At 57.9% G+C, this 20,492-nt stretch carries 24 protein-coding genes; 11 read left to right on the top strand and 13 right to left on the bottom strand.

Annotated features, from left to right (window positions below; all coding sequences use genetic code 11):
• Positions 1 to 53 precede the first annotated feature (53 nt).
• The 3 genes from ABD837_RS16570 to ytxJ all read left to right on the top strand — a co-directional run bounded on the left by ABD837_RS16570 (position 54) and on the right by ytxJ (position 1,538).
• Positions 54 to 731, top strand: a complete 678-nt coding sequence (locus ABD837_RS16570) for a hypothetical protein (protein WP_345056676.1) — start codon at positions 54 to 56, stop codon at positions 729 to 731.
• Positions 673 to 1,083, top strand: a complete 411-nt coding sequence (locus tag ABD837_RS16565) for a hypothetical protein (RefSeq protein WP_345056674.1) — start codon at positions 673 to 675, stop codon at positions 1,081 to 1,083. The genes ABD837_RS16570 and ABD837_RS16565 overlap by 59 nt, the downstream gene beginning before the upstream one ends.
• A gap of 113 nt (positions 1,084 to 1,196) precedes the next feature.
• Positions 1,197 to 1,538 carry a bacillithiol system redox-active protein YtxJ gene (ytxJ, locus tag ABD837_RS16560; protein WP_345056672.1) on the top strand — a complete coding sequence of 114 codons (342 nt, stop codon included), beginning with the start codon at positions 1,197 to 1,199 and terminating at the stop codon, positions 1,536 to 1,538.
• A 63-nt stretch (positions 1,539 to 1,601) separates the two neighbouring features.
• Here ytxJ and ABD837_RS16555 read toward each other — a convergent pair whose 3' ends face one another.
• On the bottom strand, positions 1,602 to 2,012 hold the full coding sequence (locus tag ABD837_RS16555; protein ID WP_345056670.1) for an OsmC family protein: 411 nt from the start codon (positions 2,010 to 2,012) through the stop codon (positions 1,602 to 1,604).
• 25 nt (positions 2,013 to 2,037) lie between these two features.
• Between ABD837_RS16555 and ABD837_RS16550 the strand changes: the two genes are divergently transcribed.
• Entirely contained in the window at positions 2,038 to 2,940 is a 903-nt protein-coding gene (locus tag ABD837_RS16550; protein ID WP_345056668.1) for a hypothetical protein, read from the top strand.
• Between the two features lie 175 nt (positions 2,941 to 3,115).
• Positions 3,116 to 4,009, top strand: coding sequence for a lipoyl synthase (lipA, locus tag ABD837_RS16545; RefSeq protein WP_345056666.1), 894 nt, complete (start codon positions 3,116 to 3,118; stop codon positions 4,007 to 4,009).
• A 74-nt stretch (positions 4,010 to 4,083) separates the two neighbouring features.
• Here the strand turns inward: lipA and ABD837_RS16540 are convergent, their stop codons facing one another.
• Positions 4,084 to 4,692 carry a DUF4136 domain-containing protein gene (locus tag ABD837_RS16540; RefSeq protein WP_345056664.1) on the bottom strand — a complete coding sequence of 203 codons (609 nt, stop codon included), beginning with the start codon at positions 4,690 to 4,692 and terminating at the stop codon, positions 4,084 to 4,086.
• A 372-nt stretch (positions 4,693 to 5,064) separates the two neighbouring features.
• Between ABD837_RS16540 and ABD837_RS16535 the strand changes: the two genes are divergently transcribed.
• A complete protein-coding gene (locus ABD837_RS16535; protein ID WP_345056662.1) occupies positions 5,065 to 5,250 on the top strand; it encodes a hypothetical protein in 186 nt (61 codons plus the stop codon).
• A gap of 101 nt (positions 5,251 to 5,351) precedes the next feature.
• On the opposite strand, the gene gcvP is transcribed toward ABD837_RS16535, so the two are convergent.
• On the bottom strand, positions 5,352 to 8,270 hold the full coding sequence (gene gcvP, locus ABD837_RS16530; protein ID WP_345056660.1) for an aminomethyl-transferring glycine dehydrogenase: 2,919 nt from the start codon (positions 8,268 to 8,270) through the stop codon (positions 5,352 to 5,354).
• A gap of 204 nt (positions 8,271 to 8,474) precedes the next feature.
• Between gcvP and ABD837_RS16525 the strand changes: the two genes are divergently transcribed.
• The gene (locus ABD837_RS16525; protein WP_345056658.1) at positions 8,475 to 9,698 is read left to right on the top strand and encodes an NAD(P)-dependent oxidoreductase; all 1,224 of its coding nucleotides are present in this window, start codon (positions 8,475 to 8,477) and stop codon (positions 9,696 to 9,698) included.
• Between the two features lie 3 nt (positions 9,699 to 9,701).
• Here ABD837_RS16525 and ABD837_RS16520 read toward each other — a convergent pair whose 3' ends face one another.
• From ABD837_RS16520 to ABD837_RS16510, 3 genes are all read right to left on the bottom strand, one after another.
• Positions 9,702 to 10,532 (bottom strand): DUF1206 domain-containing protein, encoded by an 831-nt coding sequence (locus tag ABD837_RS16520; protein WP_345056656.1) that lies wholly within the window; start codon positions 10,530 to 10,532, stop codon positions 9,702 to 9,704.
• Positions 10,533 to 10,708: 176 nt separating this feature from the next.
• The gene (locus ABD837_RS16515) at positions 10,709 to 11,143 is read right to left on the bottom strand and encodes a CsbD family protein (protein WP_345056654.1); all 435 of its coding nucleotides are present in this window, start codon (positions 11,141 to 11,143) and stop codon (positions 10,709 to 10,711) included.
• Between the two features lie 279 nt (positions 11,144 to 11,422).
• Positions 11,423 to 11,668: a hypothetical protein gene (locus ABD837_RS16510; RefSeq protein ID WP_345056652.1), complete on the bottom strand. Its 246-nt coding sequence runs from the start codon at positions 11,666 to 11,668 to the stop codon at positions 11,423 to 11,425.
• Between the two features lie 431 nt (positions 11,669 to 12,099).
• On the opposite strand from ABD837_RS16510, the gene ABD837_RS16505 reads away from it, so the two are divergent.
• Positions 12,100 to 13,653: a hypothetical protein gene (locus tag ABD837_RS16505; protein ID WP_345056650.1), complete on the top strand. Its 1,554-nt coding sequence runs from the start codon at positions 12,100 to 12,102 to the stop codon at positions 13,651 to 13,653.
• An 84-nt stretch (positions 13,654 to 13,737) separates the two neighbouring features.
• On the opposite strand, the gene ABD837_RS16500 is transcribed toward ABD837_RS16505, so the two are convergent.
• Positions 13,738 to 14,124 (bottom strand): hypothetical protein, encoded by a 387-nt coding sequence (locus ABD837_RS16500; RefSeq protein WP_345056648.1) that lies wholly within the window; start codon positions 14,122 to 14,124, stop codon positions 13,738 to 13,740.
• A gap of 160 nt (positions 14,125 to 14,284) precedes the next feature.
• Between ABD837_RS16500 and ABD837_RS16495 the strand changes: the two genes are divergently transcribed.
• The 3 genes from ABD837_RS16495 (at position 14,285) to ABD837_RS16485 (ending at position 17,000) form a co-directional block, all read left to right on the top strand.
• Positions 14,285 to 14,686 carry a hypothetical protein gene (locus ABD837_RS16495; RefSeq protein ID WP_345056646.1) on the top strand — a complete coding sequence of 134 codons (402 nt, stop codon included), beginning with the start codon at positions 14,285 to 14,287 and terminating at the stop codon, positions 14,684 to 14,686.
• A gap of 121 nt (positions 14,687 to 14,807) precedes the next feature.
• Positions 14,808 to 15,815: a hypothetical protein gene (locus tag ABD837_RS16490; protein ID WP_345056644.1), complete on the top strand. Its 1,008-nt coding sequence runs from the start codon at positions 14,808 to 14,810 to the stop codon at positions 15,813 to 15,815.
• A 132-nt stretch (positions 15,816 to 15,947) separates the two neighbouring features.
• A complete protein-coding gene (locus ABD837_RS16485; RefSeq protein ID WP_345056643.1) occupies positions 15,948 to 17,000 on the top strand; it encodes a DUF3089 domain-containing protein in 1,053 nt (350 codons plus the stop codon).
• Positions 17,001 to 17,004: 4 nt separating this feature from the next.
• Here ABD837_RS16485 and ABD837_RS16480 read toward each other — a convergent pair whose 3' ends face one another.
• The 6 genes from ABD837_RS16480 to rplM form a co-directional block, all read right to left on the bottom strand.
• The gene (locus tag ABD837_RS16480; protein ID WP_345056641.1) at positions 17,005 to 17,316 is read right to left on the bottom strand and encodes a hypothetical protein; all 312 of its coding nucleotides are present in this window, start codon (positions 17,314 to 17,316) and stop codon (positions 17,005 to 17,007) included.
• A gap of 39 nt (positions 17,317 to 17,355) precedes the next feature.
• On the bottom strand, positions 17,356 to 17,568 hold the full coding sequence (locus ABD837_RS16475) for a hypothetical protein (RefSeq protein WP_345056639.1): 213 nt from the start codon (positions 17,566 to 17,568) through the stop codon (positions 17,356 to 17,358).
• 169 nt (positions 17,569 to 17,737) lie between these two features.
• The gene (gene tsf, locus ABD837_RS16470) at positions 17,738 to 18,574 is read right to left on the bottom strand and encodes a translation elongation factor Ts (RefSeq protein WP_345056637.1); all 837 of its coding nucleotides are present in this window, start codon (positions 18,572 to 18,574) and stop codon (positions 17,738 to 17,740) included.
• 153 nt (positions 18,575 to 18,727) lie between these two features.
• On the bottom strand, positions 18,728 to 19,495 hold the full coding sequence (rpsB, locus tag ABD837_RS16465; protein ID WP_345056635.1) for a 30S ribosomal protein S2: 768 nt from the start codon (positions 19,493 to 19,495) through the stop codon (positions 18,728 to 18,730).
• 18 nt (positions 19,496 to 19,513) lie between these two features.
• The gene (gene rpsI / locus ABD837_RS16460; protein ID WP_198069873.1) at positions 19,514 to 19,900 is read right to left on the bottom strand and encodes a 30S ribosomal protein S9; all 387 of its coding nucleotides are present in this window, start codon (positions 19,898 to 19,900) and stop codon (positions 19,514 to 19,516) included.
• 108 nt (positions 19,901 to 20,008) lie between these two features.
• Positions 20,009 to 20,461, bottom strand: a complete 453-nt coding sequence (gene rplM, locus ABD837_RS16455) for a 50S ribosomal protein L13 (RefSeq protein WP_342295208.1) — start codon at positions 20,459 to 20,461, stop codon at positions 20,009 to 20,011.
• Positions 20,462 to 20,492 lie beyond the last annotated feature (31 nt).

The following is a 20,492-nucleotide window of genomic DNA, read 5'->3' as shown; positions in this document are numbered from 1 at the left end:
CGCGCGTCCGCTCTATTGCTATTTACGTATCCTGAGCTTCGGCCCAACTCGCAGTGAAACAACGCCTCCTCTCTACTTTCTTTTCGCTGCTGTTCGGCGCACTGCTGCTGGCTGGGCTAGGCAGTTGTAGTCTCTACCACAAGATGGTGCACCCTTACCGGCTGCCCACGCCCAAGCCATCCAAGCAATTCATCGCTCAGCAGAAAGCAGAGAAGAAAGCCAAAGAAGCCCGCGAGAAGGAAGCCAAAGTCAACAGCAGCGGCGACAGCCAGAAAAGTGGCTTGTTGGGCGGCCTGTTTGGTTCAAAGAAGAAGAAACAGGCCGCTAGTGGTACTGATACCGAAGCTGCTACCGATGTGTCGACGCCATCGGGTGCGCCGCTGGCATCGGCCACGCCAACGGCCACCACGACCAGTACCCTGCCCGAACGCTCCACGGTGCGCTACGACAAGCAGCAGTTGATGAAAAAGCCGAAGCTGAACCGCCGCAAAATCCACAAGCAGCACAAAGGCTTCCATCCCATCGATTCTATCCGCAACTTCTTCAAATTCGGCCTCCATGCAAAACCCAACTACAGCCCCGACCACCGGCCCGCACCCAAGGAGCCTAAGCCAGAGGCCGACGACGCCCCAGCCCGCGAAGCTGCTCCGGACGGCCCGCCTGCTGCTCCCAATGCCGGCCCCGGTGGGCCGCCGGCCGCTCCTGGTGCCGGCCCTACGGGCAAGCCGTAGCCGGGTAGCGCCACTACTGGCCTTGGTGCTGTTGCTGGCGGGGCTACTTGCACCAGCTGCTCATGCCCAAATTGTGAAGGAAAAGCCCGGCCGCATTCGGGCAGCCAACCGCCGCGCCTTGCGCGAGGCCCGCGCCACCGAATCGCCGTACAAAGAGAGCCACCTCGACGTTACGCCCAACCGCCTGAAGCGCGGAGCCAGCAACGAGCCGCGCCCAGCCAACGACCGCGAGCTCAATTACAAAACCGGCACCGCTCCCAACGTGCAACCACCCGGTCTGCTGGGCGTGCGCCGCAAAACGACCTTGCAGCGCCCCCCGGCGCAGGAGGTCAAAAAAGCAAAAAAGAAGTGAGCCGGTTAGCAGAAAGCAACGGAAAGCCAGTGTTATCGCGTACGCTAAGCGTATGTTCGAATCTTTCGGCCGCACCGGCTGTTTTCGCTATCTATTAAACTAAGTAAATCTGAATGTCCACTCCCTGGCTTCCCCTCACCGATTCCGCGCAACTCACCGATTTGGCCCGTGCCTCGCACGAGCAGCCGGTGCTCATCTTCAAGCACAGCACTACCTGTTCCATCAGCGCTGCCGCCAAAGGCAAGATTGAGCGCCAGTGGGCCGATAGTGGCCTAAACGTGCCCATCTACTACCTCGATTTGCTGCGTTTCCGGCCCATTTCGGCCCAGATTGCGGAGCAGTTTGGTGTGCGCCACGAGTCGCCCCAGCTTCTGCTCATCAAAGATGGCGAATGTGCCTACGATGCTTCGCACATGGGCATCCGCCTCAGCGATGTGCAGGCTGTGGTAAAGTAAAACACAGGGTTACCGGAAGAGCAGTTGTTCTGTTCTTTCGGTAACCCTTTATGCAATCCAAGCTTACATATACTCGAATACAATGTTCTGCCGCACTTCCGGGTGCAGGCTCAGGCCCACCGGGCAGGTGTGGGCCGCGCGCTCGAGGATGGTCCGGTCCTGCGGGGCCAGAGCGGCGGGCAGTGTAAACGTCACGTCAATTTGAGCAATGCGGCGCGGTGCCTCAGTGCTCATGTGTTTAAGCACCGTGAAGGTGCTGTCTACTAGGTCCCAGTTGTGGCGCTCGGCCACAATGCCCATCACCGTCATCATGCACGAGCCCAGGGCCGTGCTCACGAGGTCGGTGGGGGAGAAGGCCTCGCCCCGGCCGTGGTTATCGACGGGGGCGTCGGTCTGAATAATGTTACCCGAAGCGGTGTGCGTAGCTTCGGTGCGGAGGTGGCCGGCGTAGCGGGCGGTGGCGGTGTTCTTCAAGTCAGATAGTTACCTTTAAGGCATCATGATTTCAGTAGCTAATTTACACCTCACCGAGGGTTTTGCATTGGGGCGGGCAGTTGCATCGCGTTTACAGGCCGGTATTCGTTTTGTGGCGCGTGCCCTGCCGGTGGTCGGGCTGGGGCTGGCAGCAAGCGTAGGCACGGCTCAGGCGCAGGCCCCGCTACGCACAACGGTGGTACCCCTGGCGCCGTCCGACGAGCAGTCTTACCGCAAGGAATTCGTGTTTGGCATCAATTTCAACGACCAAGGCGGGTTGCTGGGTGGGGCCTCCATCCGCTCGTCGCGGGTGCTCGACGACCGCAACCTGCGCTTCTGGATGGTGGAAGGCGTGATGCTAAAAAACACCGGCAAGGAGCAGCGAATGACCAACCCGTACGTGGGCGGTACTTACATCGCCAGCAAAACCAACTACGCGTTTGTGCTGCGTCCTTCGTTTGGGCTGCAGCGCGTCCTGTTCCGCAAGGCGGCCGAATCGGGGGTGCAGGTAAATGCGCTAGCCAGTGCGGGCCCGTCAATAGGCCTGCTCATGCCCTACTACATTACCTACGACCGCACCTTCGCCGTGGGGCAAACGCAGTACAACTTGTCGACCGATGATATTGTGAATGAGCAGTATGACCGGAAGAAGCACAACGTCGAGTTGGCCATTCTCGACCACGGCCCCTTGTTCAGCGGCATCGGCCAAACCAAAATTGTGCCCGGAGCACACCTGCGTGGAGGCCTAAGCTTTGAGTACGGTCGCTACCGCGACGCGGTGGCTGGCGTCGAGGTCGGATTTCTGGTCGAAGCTTTCACCAAGCGCATGGTTATTTTGGCTCCCGACCCGAACCTGTCGGAAGACAACCTCAACCGCCAGTTTTTTCCTTCGGTGTACCTCACGCTCTACTTTGGGCATCGTAGCTAAATGCCATTAACCGATAATAGATAAGCTCGGGCAGTGCAAACCAGCTAAGCGGTGTTGCTGTTGGACGACAATTCCGGGGTTATTTTTGTGCTGCTGCTTGGTCGCGACGATTTAGCTGCAAATTATTTTTCATAGGGTTAACTGCTACGTGTTAACTGCCAACTGTTAACTGAAAATGATAGATTTGCCCGTTATTCAGCCCGAAACGGCTGCCCCCGCCCGCCCGCGCAAACCCGACTGGCTGCGTGTGAAGCTGCCCGTGGGCGAAGAGTACGCCGCCGTGCGCCGCCTCGTAGACGAGCACAAGCTGCACACCATCTGCGAGAGCGGCAACTGCCCCAACATGGGCGAGTGCTGGGGTGCCGGCACGGCCACGTTCATGATTCTGGGCAACATCTGCACCCGTTCGTGCTCGTTTTGCGCCGTAGCAACCGGCCGGCCCACCGAGTACGACCTCGACGAGCCGCGCCGCGTGGCCGAAGCCATTGCCCTAATGAAAGTGAAGCACGCCGTTATCACTTCGGTGAACCGCGACGAACTGAAGGACCGTGGTGCCAGCGTGTGGCGCGAGACGGTGGTGCTCACCAAGCAGCTTTCGCCCGGTACCACCATCGAAACCCTGATTCCGGATGTGAAAGCCAACTGGGATGCGCTCGATGTGATGATTTCGGGCGGACAGGAAGTGATTTCGCACAACATCGAAACCGTGGGCAGCCTCTACCGCATGGTGCGCCCACAGGCCCGCTACGACCGCAGCCTCGAGCAGATTCGTCGCACCAAACTAGCCGGGCACCGCACCAAGTCGGGCATCATGCTGGGCCTGGGCGAAAAGGCCGATGAGCTGTACCAGGCCATGGACGACCTCGTGGCCAATGGCCTCGATATCCTCACCCTGGGCCAGTACTTGCAGCCCACCAAGCGTCACCTCGACGTAGCCGAGTTCATCACCCCCGACCAGTTTGCTCACTACAAGGAGGAAGGCCTGCGCCGTGGCCTTAAGTATGTAGAAAGCGGCCCGTTGGTGCGCAGCTCTTACCACGCCGAGCGCCACGTGAACGTGCCAATCTAGTCCGGGTCACTAACCGCCAGCAACAAAAAAGCCCGCTCAGTTTGAGCGGGCTTTTTGCTGTTACAAACGCGGCCTTAGCGGCGGGCGTTGTTGTCCTGCGGCGGGTAAGTGCTCAGGATACCGTTCACGATGCGATGGGTTTCGGCTTCGTCGATGGTGTTTTGGTTTACCTGGGCTTGGCCAGTGCCGCGCCAAGCAAGCTCCTTGCGGCGGGCATCCACAATGTCGATAACCACGGTGCCCGCTTTGTACTGCGTCACGGGCGAATAGCCGCGGCCGTAATACCCACCGTAGCCGTAGCCATAGGGGTAGCCCATGCCGTTGTTGTAGGGCGACACCTGCTGCTTGTCCTCAACGCGTGCGCTGTAGGCCACATAAATGTCGGGGGCAGCATTCGCGGCAACCTCAGTCAGACCTTTGGCTGTGAGCTCGGCAGTTACCGAAGCACGCATGCGCTTATCCAGGAACGATTCATAGCCTTTGGCTGGGCCGCCTTCGGCATCCTTGGGTTGCTGCGGGTACCAAGCCCAGGTTTTGAATGCCCGGAAGTTAACGGCATGGTCAAAGTCATTGGTCACGCCCACGCGGGCGGCGGTGGAGCAGCCGCTGGGGCCCAGCAGCAGTAGCAAGCCAGCGGCAGCCAGCGCCACCGGACGAGCTAGATAACGGGTGATGTGATTCATAAAGCAATAATGAACAAGTGGATGGAGCGCCTAACAGGCCGTTTATCAGACCAAACGGGCGTGTGCGGGCGGCTATTGAGTTAACGGAAAATGGCAATCCAACGTTCACATTTTACCAACCTGAAATAAAGCCTGCATGTGTGCTAATTCTGTTTGCCTATTATTGACTTAACCGGATTTTGTCCTACCTTACCCACAAAATACATCTTCCTGCTTCTCCTATTATTAATGAAAAGTACAGCGTTACTCTTAGTAGCCGCGGTTAGTTTGGCTGCTGCCTGCACAGCATCCCGCGATGAATCAAGTAGAGGTGGCGTCGAACGCACGCCCGTTGCCTACAATACCATCGTCGATTGCCCGGTATACGATGGCATGACCAAAACTTCGGCCATACTGGCTCAAACCACTACTGGCAACGAAGTACAGGTAACCGATACCATCAACGCCTATTTCGTGCGCGTGCGCCTCGACAAAGGAGGCCAGACCCAAGTGGGCTACATGGACCGCCGCTGCTTTGGCGAGCGCGGCAACGAGCGTGGTAACCGCAAAAAGAAATAACCGCTGTTATCCAGTCTGCTAAAAATGTATGGTGCCAGGCCACACAAAAAAGCCTCGTCAGGAATGACGAGGCTTTTTTGTGTGGTTAATCATGGCGTTGATTAGTACGATGGGCCTTTGTCAGCCTGCACCAGTTCTTCCTGCTGGTCGGCGTAGTCCTCCATTGGCGTGCAGCTACAAATCAGGTTGCGGTCGCCGTAAGCCGAGTCGATGCGGCTAACGCTGGGCCAGAACTTGTTGGCGCGCACGTACTCCATGGGGTATACGGCCTGCTCGCGCGAGTAGGGGCGCGTCCAGTCGTGCACCAGCACCGTAGCGGCGGTGTGCGGCGCGTGCTTAAGAACGTTGTCTTTGGCATCAGCCTTGCCGGATTCTACCGCGGCAATTTCCTTGCGGATGGAAATCATGGCGTCGCAGAAACGGTCGAGCTCTGCCTTGCTTTCGCTTTCGGTGGGCTCCACCATCAGCGTGCCAGCCACCGGGAACGACACCGTCGGCGCATGGTAGCCGTAGTCCATCAGGCGCTTGGCAATGTCTTCGACTTCAATCCCTGCCTTTTTGAAGTGACGGCAGTCAAGAATCATCTCGTGGGCGCAACGGCCGTGGCTGCCCGTATAGAGCACCGGGTAGTGCGCTTCGAGGCGGGCCTTGATGTAGTTGGCGTTAAGAATAGCCAGTTGGGTAGCGCGCTGCAGGCCGTCGCCGCCCATCATCGAAATGTAGGCGTAGCTAATGGGCAGGATGCTGGCCGAGCCCCAGGGCGCCGCCGAAACCGAGCCGTTCACGCGGCCTTCTACCGGCACCACGGCGTGACCGGGCAGGTAGGGGGCCAGGTCGGCCACCACGCCGATGGGGCCTACGCCGGGGCCGCCGCCGCCGTGCGGAATGCAGAAGGTTTTGTGCAGGTTCAGGTGGCACACGTCGGCGCCGATGGTGGCAGGCGAAGTGAGGCCCACTTGGGCGTTCATGTTGGCGCCGTCCATGTACACGCGGCCGCCGTGGTTGTGAATGGTCTGGCAGATGTCGATGATGGTTTCCTCGTACACGCCGTGTGTGCTGGGGTACGTCACCATCAGGCAGCTGAGGTTAGCAGCGTACTTCTCAGCCTGGGCTTTGAGGTCGGCTACGTCGATGTTGCCGTCTTCGGTGCTTTTCACCACCACTACCTGCATGCCAGCCATTACGGCCGAAGCGGGGTTAGTGCCGTGGGCCGAAGCCGGGATGAGGGCCACGTTGCGGTGATGGTCGCCGCGGGCATCATGGTAGCCTTTGATGGCCAGCAGGCCGGCATACTCACCCTGCGCGCCCGAGTTGGGCTGCAGGCTGACGGCCGCGAAGCCGGTTACCTCGCACAGCCAGGTTTGCAGGTCGGAGAAAATCTGCTGGTAGCCTTTGGCTTGGTCGATGGGGGCAAAGGGGTGCAGGCCACCGATTTCGGGCCAGGTCACCGGAATCATTTCAGCCGTAGCGTTCAGCTTCATGGTGCAGGAGCCTAGGGGAATCATGCTGTGCGCGAGGCTGAGGTCCTTGTTTTCGAGCTGCTTCATGTAGCGCAATAGCTCGTGCTCGGCGTGGTGCGTATTGAAGACGGGGTGCGTCATGTACTCGCTGCTGCGCACCAGGCTGGCGGGAACGCGCAACTCGCTGGCTTCGATTTCGGCGGCCAGCTGGTCGGCTTCCTTGCCCAGCACTTTGGCGAATACGTCCAGAATATCGGCTACGTCGTGCAGCTCGGTGTTCTGGTTCAGCGAAATACCCACGCGTACTTCGTCGAAATAGCGGAAATTGAGGCGGGCGGCTTCGGCTTCCTGCTTCAGGGCCTGCTGCATCTCGGTGCTTTCGAGGCGTAGGTTCAGGGTGTCGAAGTAGTACTCGTTGGTTTGCTCCACACCCAATTTCTTGAGGCCGGCTTCCAGCGTTTGGGCCAGCAGGTGGGTGTTGGTGGCAAACTGCCGAACGCGCTGCGGGCCGTGGTACACGGCGTACATGCCAGCCAGCACACTCAGCAGCACCTGCGCCGTGCAGATGTTGGAAGTAGCTTTTTCGCGGCGAATGTGCTGCTCGCGGGTTTGCAGGGCCATGCGGTAGGCCTTGTTGCCGGCCGCGTCCACGCTCTGGCCAATGAGGCGGCCGGGAATGACGCGCTTAAACTGGTCTTTGCAGGAGAAGAAGCCCGCGTGCGGCCCGCCGTAGCCCATGGGCACGCCAAAGCGCTGCGAATTGCCCACGCACACATCGGCACCCAACTCGCCGGGCGAAGTCAGTAGCGTGAGGGCTAGCAGGTCCGCACCCATCACCACAAACACATTGTTCTTCTGTGCGCTGGCGATGAAGTCCTTGTAGTCGAATACCTCGCCGTCGGCGGCCGGGTACTGCACCATCGCGCCGAAGAAGCCTTGGTTGCTCAGGTCAACCTGGCGGTGGTCGCCCACGACCAACTCAATGCCGACTGGCGTGGCACGGGTGCGCAGCAGGTCGATGGTCTGGGGCAGCACCTGCTCCGACACGAAGTACTGGTTGGCGCCTTTTTTCTTGGTCTGGCTGTGCAACATGTGCATAGCCTCGGCGGCAGCGGTGCCTTCGTCGAGCAGGCTGGCGTTAGCGATTTCGAGGCCGGTGAGGTCAATTACCACAGTCTGGTAGTTGATGAGGGCTTCGAGGCGGCCCTGGGCAATTTCGGCCTGGTAAGGCGTGTAAGCGGTGTACCAGCCCGGGTTTTCCAGAATGTTGCGCTGGATAACGGGGGGCAGGGTGGTATCGTGGTAGCCAAGGCCGATGTAGCTTTTGAACACCTGGTTTTGGCCGGCAATCTGCTTGAACTTTGCCAGAAAAGCCCGTTCGCTGAGGGCGGCGGGCAGGTCGAGCGGCTTCTTCAGGCGAATGGCAGTCGGCACGGTTTCGGCGATGAGCTGCTCGATGCTGTCCACGCCAATGGCGCGGAGCATCGCCGCCTGGGCTTCGGCACCAGGCGCGTTGTGGCGGGCTTCAAAAACGTCGACTGGCGAGAATTTCAACGACATAAAGACGGGAATGGGTTGGTGGGGAGCCAATTAGGCGGGTGGGTTTTCAGTATCAGAGTCCTTAACAAAGGTACGCCCGAAACGTCCCGACGAACTGCCAACAAAGCCGTAATTTTGGCTGCCAGTTGAATAAGCAGAACATCAACGAGCGACAAAAAGCACGTTGTGCTGCTAAAAGCTTTCCTCTCCAATTCCCACCACCCCATGCCCCTTACCATCGGCCTTATTTGCGAAGGCAAGACCCCGCCCGACAAGCGCGTTCCCCTCACCCCCAAAAAGTGCGTTGAGGCGCAGGACGATTTCCCCGGGCTGCGTGTGGTGGTGCAAAGCAGTGCCATCCGCAGCTACACCGACCAGGAGTACCGCGACCTGGGGCTGGACGTACGCGAGGATGTAAGTGGCTGCGATGTGCTGATGGGCGTGAAGGAAGTACCCATCGACCAGCTTATTCCCAACAAAACGTACTTATTCTTTTCGCACACCGTGAAGAAGCAGCCGGCCAACCGCAAGCTGCTGCAAGCGGTACTCCGCAAGAATATTACCCTCATTGATTACGAGCTGCTGACCAACGAGCACGGCGAGCGCATTGTCGCCTTCGGGCGCTACGCTGGCATTGTGGGGGCCTACAATGGCCTGCTCACCTACGGCCGCAAACACGGCCTCTACAACCTGAAGCCCGCTTACCAGTGCGTGGATATGGACGACATGCAGGAGGAGTTTTTCAAGGTAAAGAAGCTGCCAACCATTAAGATGGCCGTGACCGGCTCGGGCCGCGTGGCGCAGGGCGCGCTGGAAGTGCTCGACCGCATGGGCATCCGGCGGGTGAGTGTGTACGATTACCTGTACCTCGATTTCAACGAGCCGGTGTATACCCAGCTGCGCAGCTCCGACTACAACCGCCGCCGCGACGGCCGCGTGTGGGACACGCAGAATTTTCACCAGCACCCCGCGGAATATGAGTCGACGTTTGGCAATTTTCTGCCCGTAACCGACTTGCTCATTGCCTGCGCTTACTGGCACCCGGCCGCGCCACTGCTCTTCACAGAAGCCGATACGCGCCGGCCCGACTTCCGCATCAATACCATTGCCGACGTTACCTGCGACGTGAACGGCTCGGTGCCCACCACCAAGCGCAGCAGCACCATTGCCGAGCCGGTGTTCGACTACAACCCGGCCACCGGCGAGCTGGAACCGGCCTACTCACAGCCCGAAAACATCACCGTGATGGCCGTGGACAACCTACCCTGCGAGTTGCCCCGCAACGCCAGCCGCGACTTCGGCCGCCAGCTCATCGACAAGGTGCTGCCCCACCTGCTGGGCGACGACGCCGAGGGCGTAATTGCCCGTGCTACCATTGCCAAAGAGGGACACCTCACCGAGCGGTACCAATACCTGAGCGACTACGTAGCCGAAACCGTGCAGGCCTAACCGCTACACGCCCCGCAGAATGGGGTAGCGGGCCTGCACCAGCGAGTAGAGGCCGTAGGCAATGAGGCCTGCGGCCACGGCTGCCAGTACGGGTTGTCCCATTGCGGCCAGAAAGTCGAAAGCTTCGTCGGTGCTGCCCACCGCTCCGGCCCGCGACTGCTGCCCGGCCTGAACAAAAAAATAGCCGATGATGCCCACCACGATGCCCCGGGCTGCGACGCCCACCTGCGCGGTCCGGTACACAAGGCGGTGCTCGGCGGTAGAAAGGCGCCGCTCGTTTACATCGGATTGCAGCTGCCCCGAAAAGGCGCGGTATGCCTGGTACAGGCCAATGAAGATGGTAACAACACCCGCCAACATCAGGAGCCAGTCGCCTCCGGGCCAGCCCAGCACCGTGGCCGCCAGCGTTTTCGGGGCATCGCCGCCTTCGTCGGCGTGGCCGTTTAGGGCAAGCTTAGCAGCGTATATGGCCAGGCCGCTGTAGAAAAGCCCGCTGCACACGTACCAGAACCGAAAGCTCAGCCCTTTCAGGCTGGTTCCTTTGGATTCGGTATCGCGCAGAGCCTGCACAAAGCGCCACAGGATATAGCCAAGCAGGCCCAGCGCAATCAGGCCTAGCAACACGCTGCCGCCGGGTAGCTGCTGCAGGTGCTGCACGGCTTCTTCCTTGTCGGCACGGGTGCCACTTTGCTGGCCCATGGCAGCGAGCAAGGCCAATACTCCCATGAGCACATACACTACGCCTATGGCTGCAAAGCCGAGCTTAGCCAGCGCTTTAATGCCGGACGAAGGCGAGTGAGGAACAGCATCAAGTAGGGTATCGGTGGCAGACATAATAGCAGCGGGTAGAATACAGCTTTGCCTTACGCAGCAACCCGGGGCAAAGGTTGAGATGATGAAAAGAGTATAGATGCCAAAAAAGCCCCTTCTGTTTCCAGAAGGGGCTTTTGAATGATGATGCAACGTGGTATGAAGTGGAAGCCAGGTTACTTCATCGGGAAATACATGCGTTAGAACGTGCGCTGGAACCAGCCTTTGATGTCGTCGACGGCGTGGCCCGTTTTTTCCTGCAGGCGGCCGTACCACTCGTCCTGCTTACCGTCTTCGTAGTCGAGGTCATCGTCGGTGAGGGTGCCCCACTTCTGCTTGGCCTGGCCCTTAATCTGGTTCCAGTCGCCGCGGGCTTTCAACTCGGTGCTATTGCCGGTGGCCGTGGCACTCGCGTCATTGGTTGCGTTGTGAAACCAGTTCTTGATGCTGTCGATGGTTTCGCCGGTTTTTGCCTGCAATTGGCCAAACCACTCATCCTGCTTGCCTTCGCTGTACGAAAGGTCATCGTCGGTGAGGCTGCCCCACTTTTGCTTGGCGGCTCCTTTTAGTTGGTTCCAGTTGCCGCGAGCTTGCAGCTCGGTATTGTCGCTAACATTATTGCTGTTAAGGTCCATGATGAAAAGGCGTTAGGTACGTGAGAAATACTTTGGGTGGGAAGGGGAGTGTTGAGCTTTTACGCATCCCGTTTCGGCTGCGTTGAAGCTGGACCATGAATGCCGGAATCTTATACCTCCTTATTGATGCCTCAACGCTGCAGCGCTTCGCCCTGTTTCGTGAGCTGCAAATCAAGCCCGCAGCTAACTATAGTAGGGGTTGCCGGCCGCACTGACAGGGTGATAAAAGCAAAAAGCCCCGCTGCGGAGGCAGCGGGGCTTTGAGGTAAGTGGGGTCGATTACTTCTGCGGGGTGGCAGGAACTTCTTCCACTACTTTGTCGGCGGGTACGTCGCGCACTACGGCCGTGTCGCCGGGCTCGCGGGCGATGTCAGCTTTAGCTTCGTCAACGGCACCTTCCATTTTGTCGCCAGCGTTCGAAGCAGCGTTTTCAGTGGTGGTAGCAGCATCGTCTGCTTTTTTCTCAGAGCACGAAGCGGTGGCGAGAGCAGCTACAGCAAACAGGATTTTGAAGGAGATTTTCATGGCGTTTTAAAAAAGCATAAATGTTAAAATGTGCCTTTAATCAGACAATTTAGAAAAGGTAACCCGCTCAAATGCTAGTGTTGAGCTAGTGAGGGCTAGAAAACATGCCCCGGCCGTGGCCCTGGCGGTGGCGGGCATTGAAGCCCACAAGCAGGCTCAAGCAGCCGCCCTCACTGTTAGGTGCCACGCCCAGAGTGATGGGAAGTTGCTGCCGTTTGACTGGATAAAAGTGCCCAATGCTAAGGCGCAAGAAGGAAGATGTTAAGGTGAGGCTTTGTTCAGCCAATTTCTTCTTTTTACAGACTTTGCTCCGAAGTATTTCAGGTTATAATTAACTAATATTCAATAAAATATAAATGATGATTCCGACTTTGTAGGCTCTTGTGCTATCACGGAAGCGTTGGTTTCCTGCGCCGGCGTAATTTGGCTCGATGGATGACCTGCGCACTACCCTGCTAACCCTTAATCCCGACGAGCGCCGCGAGTTCGGCGTGTTCATTCAGCGGCAGCGGCGCAAAACAGCAGGCCGGCTCGATTCGCGCCTCTATGAACTGCTGATTCAGGCCAAAGAGCTCAAGCCTGAGAAGATTATCGACAAGCTCTACCCCGACGAGCCCAACGCAGTGGCCTACTACGCCCTGCGCAAGCGTCTCATGCGCCACCTGACGGACTACCTGCTCCTACGTCAGCGCCAGCTCGATACCACCGCCGCGGCCACTGTGCGCGGCCACCTCACGCTGGCTCAGTACCTGTTCGAGGCCGGCATTCCGCGCCTCGCCTGGAACACGCTGCGCAAAGCCGAAAAGCTGGGCCGCGAAAGCGAGCAGCACGAGCAGCTGAATGCCGTGTACAACCTTCAGATTCAATACGCCAGCTCGCCGCACGCCGAGCCGCTCGACGAGATACTGCCCCGCTACCGCCTCAACAAAAAAGCTGCCGACGAAGAGGAGCGCGCCAACATTGCCGACAGCGTGCTGCGCCAGCGCCTGCGCGGGTCGCGGACACAGGGCCGGGCCATGGTGCCCGCCGACGATATTTTGCGCCAGGTGCTGGCCGAGTACGATTTGCAGGAAGCTTTTGCCCGTTCGCCCTCCCTGCTGAGCCGGCTCATGTCCATCACGCGCGTTGCGATGTTGGTGCGGCGCGATTTTGCCGCCTTTGCTGCCTTCGTCGAACGCTGCTACAAGCTCATGGAGCGCCGCCACGGCTTCGCACCGGCCCAGCGCGGGCACCAGTTGAAGCTGCTTTATATGCTGGCCCATGCACTGTACCGCTCGCGCCGCTTTGCTGAGTCAGTGGCCTATCTGGAACAAGCACAGGAACTGCTGGCTACTGGTCCGGGCCGGCAGTTTGGCGAGTATGCGCCGCGCTTTACATTGCTGCTGGCCGCCAATTATTCGTTTCTGCGCCGCAATAGCGAAAGCATTGTGCTGCTTGATACGCTGCTGGGCGGTCCCAGGCCGCTGACCGAAAACAACGAGCTGGCGGTGCGGCTGCAGCTTACATTTCACTATTTTGCCGAGGGTAAGTTTGCCAAAGCCAACCACACGCTGCTGACCCTGGGCCGTACCGACCACTGGCTGGAGCAGCACCTGGGCCTGGAGTGGATGCTGAACCGTAACATCGGCGAAATGCTCATTCAGGTTGAGTTGGGCAATACCGAAGTAGCCCTGGGCCGGCTGCGAGCGCTCGACCGTGCCGTTCGCGAGCAGTTCCCGGCAGTGCCCGAAACTCTCGAATCCCCCGCTGTGCCGGCTGGTGGCCCATACCAGCCAGTGCTGGCATACCTGGCTTTGGTGCGTGAGTTGGTCGAAAATCCTGTCATTACCCAAGAGCGCAATTTCGGAAACCGGGTGATGCACCTGCCGCCATTTATTTCCGAAGAGCGCGAAGACTTGCAGGTCATCAGCTTTTACGCGTGGCTAAAAGCCCGCATTCTGCAACGGTCCTACTACGAGGTACTGTTGGAATTGGCCCATGCCTAACAGGATTGCTTCAACAAAAAAAGCCCCAGGCGTAGTGGCCCGGGGCTTTTTGTTGAAGCAAGAGTGAACTTACTGCGGGGCAGCCTACTTCTTGGCGGCTTCTTTCATGTTGTCTTTGGTCTGCTGAGCCGACTTGGCAGCCGCGTCGCCCATCGCGTCCATCTTGTTGCCAGCGGCATCCATCTTGGCGTCCATCTTGGCACCAGCGGCGTCCATTTTGGCACCGGCAGCATCCATTTTAGCATCCATTTTGGCGCCAGCTGCTTCCATCTTGCCTTCCACTTTATTGCCGGCGGCGTCCACATTTGCGCCAGCTTCTTGCGCCGACATCACCGTAGTCGAATCCGTGGTGACGGTTGCCGTGGTGCCCTCGGGCGTAGTGGTGGTCGTTTCAGTGGTTTTGGTTTCGCAGGCGGTGGCGGCAAAAGCGACAGCAGCGGCCACGAAGAGGGTTTTAATGGAGCGGTTCATAAGGGGAGGGATTGGGGTGAAAAGTTGCCGTTAATCGGAACTGTAGCAAAAGGTAACCCGCTCGCTTGCGAGGAATAGTAAATGGGCTAACGGCCTTGGTTCAACTTTTTAGGCGCGTGGTAAGTATATCCCTCACGCACTTTCATCATCCCGTTTTCTTATGGATTCCACCGCCGCCACTCCGCAAACGCCCGCCACGCCCGCCGTGCCCATGGCCGTAAGCGACCAGCAAAATACCGCCCTGCTCGACGATACTCTCACGTTTCTCACGAGCAGCAAAGCCATCAACTCCGGCCCCGAAGGGCGCACCGAAATCGACCGCTGGATGGCCGTGCTCGATGCTTCGGAACGTACCGGCCTGGCCAAAATCAAGCAGGAGCTCAACCAACTCAACGAGTTGCTGAGCAATGCTAAAACTCCCGCCCACGACATTGCCGAAATTCTGGCCAGCCTGGGGGCCGAAACAGCCAAAGTCGCCGACGAGGCCGGCGGCGACTACAACGCGCCGCTCACCAACCTGAGCAAGCAGCTCATCCGGGCCGCCTCCACGCTTTCTAAATAAGCCTGCAAAGCCGCTTCGTAACCGAAGTAGCGCGAACTTTGTAGTTCGCGTCTCCGCACCAGTCGTCATTTGACCGGCAGTGCAGGCGACGCGAGCTACAAAGTTCGCGCTACTGCTTTTTATGGCTCCATTTACCCCCGCCGACCTGCTGCCCTACGACCCGTTCGACGGCATGCGCTTCGGCCCCGAAACCTGCTTCCTCACCGGCCAGTCTGTCGGCCCCGACGATACCGTGCCCGTCTTTGCCGAGTGGCTGCAAACCCGGTACAACCTGGCCGAGCGCCCCATTCAGCTACTCGACCAACGCATTGTTCTCCTCAAGGATTTGCGACTGCCCGCCAGCGCCGCCGCCCGCCAGCGCATCGCCGAGTTGGAGAGTAAGGTAGAAGCTGCCAGCCTCGAAGGGCCCGCCGCCCTGCGTGCCCTCGGCGACAATACGCTGTTCCTGTGGATTGGAAAAATGTTCTACGGCATCTTCATCACGGAGCTGCTGAACGAATTTGAGCCGCTGATAAAGCCCAAGTACCCACTGGCCGAAAACGCCGCGCTGGTGCGCCGCTTCCAAGCGTTTTTCCAGTTGCTGCAGGGCCTGCGCGTGCCCACCGAATACGCCGATTTCGTGCCCGGCTCGGTGTTCGTACTCGAAGCGGACCCCACCGAAGACGTTACCCCTTTCGAGCACGACGATGACCTGAACACGCTAGTCTTCAGCATCAAGCTGGATAAAACCGTGCTGGTGGCTTGTCTGGTGGATATTGGCTTGGTGGGCCAGGCCATGCGCAAAGTCTACGCCGATGCCCAGCGGCCTTTGCATCCTGTGCAAATCGCCGAGTTCAAGGCCCGCGTGTATTACGCCGCGCACCTGCTACACGTCGTGCCCGACATTTACCCGCGCCACCCGCGCCCCGGCGATACTCAAATTGTATTTGATGCCCTCATCGACGACGTTACAGGGGCCATCTTCAACCCTTGGGAAAACAGCGCCTACACCCAAACCCTGGCCGAAATGTGGCAGCGCTGGAACATTACCCTTGCCGACGTAGTCGCCAAACCCACCGAGCCGCTGAGCCTGCTCTACGATGAAAACGGCGACCCCCGGCATCTCACGCACTGGCCCGTAACTGTCTAATAGATAAATACAGAACGTCATGCTGAGCGGAGCCGAAGCATCTCTACCGCGCTAGTAATCCAGTCGATTGGATTGCGTTGCGCGGTAGAGATGCTTCGGCTCCGCTCAGCATGACGTTCTAAAGTATACAATATGCTTTTGTTACCGCTCTACTTACGTACCGCGCTGATTGTGTTACTGCTATTGCCGCTTAATAGCTGCATTAGGCTGCTGCTCAAGCCCGGCCGGGAATTCGAAAAATATTCCCCCCCGCCGGCACCCGATTATGCGCAGGCCGGCAATTGGGCTGCCCTCCCCACCCGGCACGACTCGGCCGATGCGGTGCCCCGCCATTCCACCCTGCGCGATGAGCAGGCCACGGCCACCGTCGACGTGTTTTTCGTGCATCCCACCACCTACTACTCGCCCCGAAACTGGAACGCTGACGTGCGCAAAAAGTGGCTGAATAAGTACACCGACCGCAGCACCATCAGGCAGCAGGCCAGCGTGTTCAACGCCACGGGCCGCATCTACGCGCCGCGCTACCGCCAAGCCACCCTCTTTTCCTTTCTTGACAAAGAGCCCAACGGCCAGAAAGCCCTGGAACTGGCCTACTCCGACGTGCGGGCTGCCTTCCAATACTACCTCGCGCACTACAACCAGGGCCGTCCCTTCATCATCGCCGGCCATAGCCAGGGCACCGACCACGCCACGCGCCTGCTGCACGAGTTCTTCGACAAAGACAACAAGCTACGCCGTCAACTCGTCGCCGCCTACCTCATCGGCTTCCAGGTGAAACCCAACGAATTCCTGACCATCAAACCCTGCGCCGATTCGCTAGCCACCGACTGCTTCATCGCCTACAACACTTCCGACGCCGGCCACGAATCACCCATATTCCAACCCAGCATCGCTGTCAATCCGCTCACCTGGACGCTCGACTCCACGCTAGCACCGGCCAGCCTCAACCGGGGCGCGGTCAGCATTCGCTTCAAGCACGTCCACCCCAACTTCACCGACGCCCAGATTCACCACGGCCAGCTCTGGGTAAATGCGCCCCGGCTCAAGGGCTTCCCGCATTTCCCACCCTCCGGCCGCAAGGCCCTAAGCTACTCCCGTCACATTGCTGACTATGCCCTGTTCTACATGAATATCCGGGAGAACTCCAAGGCGCGGGTGCGGGAGTGGCAGATGCGGAAACAGTAGTGTTCTATTTTTTCAATTGATTAACAGCACCCTCTAAAAAAGGAGCCCATTTATCAGATGGAAACTGTTCGCGAAAGATTTGATAATCTTGCCAGAACCAATTTTCATCGAACTTCTCAAAACCCTGACTGGAATGCAGCGCAAGGTTGTGAAGCCAATCAGTTAGGGAATAAATGAATTCTAATGCAATGCTTCTGCCATGCCCCTGCAAATTCTGCGAGTGAGACAGATTATCAGGCCAAAATGATTGTCCTCGCATTTCCAGCATAGCAGTGTACAGCAGCTTTCGATAGAGATTCTTGCGCTCTTCAGTCATAGCCACAAAGAAAATCATCACAATGCCAGCGGGGCTTTTCTAGCGCGATTCAGCCAATGCCATTTCAAATACCTTCTTGAAATGTAGGACACTCAATTGCGGGTATTCCTGACTAAAACGTTCCATGCCTCGCCAAAACGCTGCCTCATCGAAGGCAATGAAGTTGTCAGCAGATGCTAACGCGAAATTATGAAGCAGATAAGCCACTGCACCGGAGTAATTGACAAGATTACGGCATTGTTGGTCAGTCAAATGAGCGGAACTGTCCAGCGTAGGAGTTGTGCGAATATCAAGTAGGAATTGATATAGCAAGTAGCGGTACGCCCGCTTTCTATGAGGTTCCATTAGCTCCTATTGTATCAAAAGAAAAGCCCCGCCGGCATAATGCCAGCGGGGCTTTCAATTTAGAAATCAGCCGCAATTAAGCGCCGATAGCTACACGCTTGAAGTCCGAAACCGTCATGCCTTTCGACTTGCTGTCGAGCAGCTGGGCGATGGTCATCGAGTTGTCTTTCACGAACTCCTGGTTCAACAGGGTGTTCTCTTTGTAGAACTTGTTGAGCTTGCCTTGGGCAATTTTCTCCAGCATCGCCTCGGGCTTGCCTTCGGCGCGGGCCTGCTCTTTGCCCACTTCAATTTCACGCTCAGCAATAGACGAATCCACACCGTCTTTGTCAACGGCGATGGGCTTCATGGCTACGATTTGCATCGCTACGTCGCGGCCCACGGCAGCAGCGTCAGCCGAACCAACGTTCTTCAGACCCACGAGTACGGCCTTCTTGTTGTCGGAGTGGATGTACGAAGCCACTTTCTCAGCGGTCAGCGTAGCGTAAGTCACTTCCAGCTTCTCGCCGATTTTGCCCATCAGGTCGGTTACGTGCTCCTGAATGCTCAGGCCGTCGGAAGCTTTAGCAGCGAGGATATCCTCTTTCGTGCCAGCGTCGATGCGGATAGCAGCGTCCAGAATTTGCTGGGCCAACTCACGGAAGTTAGCCACTTTGGCTACCGATTCGGTTTCGCAAGCCAGGGCTATCAATTTGCCCTGGGTGCCGTCTTCGCTCACGTTCACCAGCACGAGGCCTTCCGACGTCTCGTTCTCGGCGCGCTTGTCAGCGATTTTCTGGCCGTGCTTGCGCAGAATGTCGCGGGCGGCTTCGAAGTCGCCATCGGCTTCCACCAGGGCTTTTTTGCAATCCATCATGCCCGCACCGGTCATGGTGCGGAGCTTGTTTACGTCTGCGGCGGTAATAGCGGCCATTGTGAGTAGCGCGGACTTTTAGTCCGCGAATTAAGTGAATGGTTATTTTTGAGAAGGGGCGCGGACTAAAAGTCCGCGCTACAAAAAGAAAAAGGGAACCTCCGGAGCCTAGACTACTCGAAGGTTCCCTTTTTTCAAAGAGCTAAGAAGGGACTATTCTTCGTCAGCAGCCGTTTTTTCAGCAATGGCAGCCTCATCGGCTTCCTTGCGGTCGGCGTCTTCTTTGTCAACTTTGCGCTCCGACAGGCCGTCTTCGATGGCTTTGCCAATCACCCCAACAATCAGTTGGATGGACTTCGAAGCGTCATCGTTGGCAGGAATCGGGAACTGTACCAATTCGGGGTTCGAGTTCGTGTCGCAGATAGCGAAAACCGGGATGCCCAGTTTGTGCGCCTCTTTAACCGCGATGTGCTCGCGCTTCACGTCGATAACGAACAGAGCAGCGGGCAGACGGCCAAGGTCGGCGATACCACCGAGTACGCGGTCGAGCTTTTCGCGCTCGCGCTGCATCATCAGTTTCTCGCGCTTAGCCAAGGCGGCGTAAGCAGTGTTCTCTTTCACCATCTTGTCGATGGTGGCCATCTTCTTCAGGCTCTTGCGAACCGTGGCGAAGTTGGTGAGCATGCCGCCCAACCACCGGTCGGTTACGAAAGGCATCTTCAAACGCTCGGCTTCCGTGGTTACGATTTCCTGCGCCTGCTTTTTCGTAGCTACGAACATGATTTTGCGGCCGCTTTTCGCGATGTTGCGAATAGCCTGGGCTGCGTAATCCAACGAAACCAACGTCTTGTTGAGGTCGATAATGTGGATGCCGTTCTTCTCCATGAAGATGTACGGCGCCATTTTGGGGTCCCACTTGCGGGTGAGGTGACCAAAGTGGGCACCTGCGTCGAGCAGGTCCTTATAGGTAGTCTGGGCCATGATATGTTTCCTCCTGGATTAGCGTTTCGAGAACTGGAACGAGCGACGAGCTTTGCGCTTGCCGAATTTCTTGCGTTCCACCATGCGCGGGTCGCGGGTCATGAAGCCTTCCTTCTTCAAAGCAGGACGAACTTCTTCGTTGTCGCTAACCAGAGCCTTGGTGATAGCCAGACGGATGGCCTCGGCCTGAGCCGAAATGCCGCCGCCGCGCACATTCACCTTGATGTCGTACTGGCCGACTTGCTCGAGGATTGCCAGGGGTTGGTTCACTACGTTCTCCAGCAATTCGTTGCTGAAGTACGATTTCATGTCCCGGTCATTGATAGTGATATTCCCTTGCCCGGCCTGCATGTAAATGCGGGCCACCGAGGTTTTTCTTCTACCAGAGGTGTTGGTAATTGCCATTAGGTTAAAAAAATGTGAAAATGTGCTTGATGTGCGGAATGTGAAAAATGAGAAGGAAGAGAAAATCTCCACATTTTCACATCATCACATTCATCCACATGAAAAAAATTACAGGTTTTTGAGTTCGATAGCTACGGGCTGCTGCGCCTCGTGCGGATGCTCCATGCCGGCGTACACGTACAGGTTGCGGTACTGAGCCGAGCCCAGCTTGTTACCCTGCAGCATGCCTTTCACAGCGTGCTCGATGACACGACGCGAGTCGCGATTCATCTGCTCACGCACGGTGCGACGCTTCTGGCCACCGGGGTAACCCGAGTGGGTGATGTAGACCTTCTCGGTCATTTTTTTGCCCGTTACGCGCAGGTTGTCAGCGTTGAGGACGATGACATTGTCACCGCAATCAGCGTTGGGCGTGAACGAAGGCTTGTGCTTGCCGCGCAGAATGTTGGCAATCTGCGAGCAAACGCGGCCCAGAGGGGCGACGCTGGCGTCGATGATAACCCAGCTCTTCTGGGCGTTGGCCTTGCTGACGTGGGTCGTCTTGAAGCTCAGGTGGTCCATGAGTCGAAAAAAAAGGTATGCTAAACTATTG

Source organism: Hymenobacter glaciei (genome assembly GCF_039539585.1).
GTDB classification, from domain to species: domain Bacteria; phylum Bacteroidota; class Bacteroidia; order Cytophagales; family Hymenobacteraceae; genus Hymenobacter; species Hymenobacter glaciei.
The sequence above is the reverse complement of the archived record's forward strand: the minus strand, read 5'-3'. Positions and strand labels throughout refer to the sequence as shown.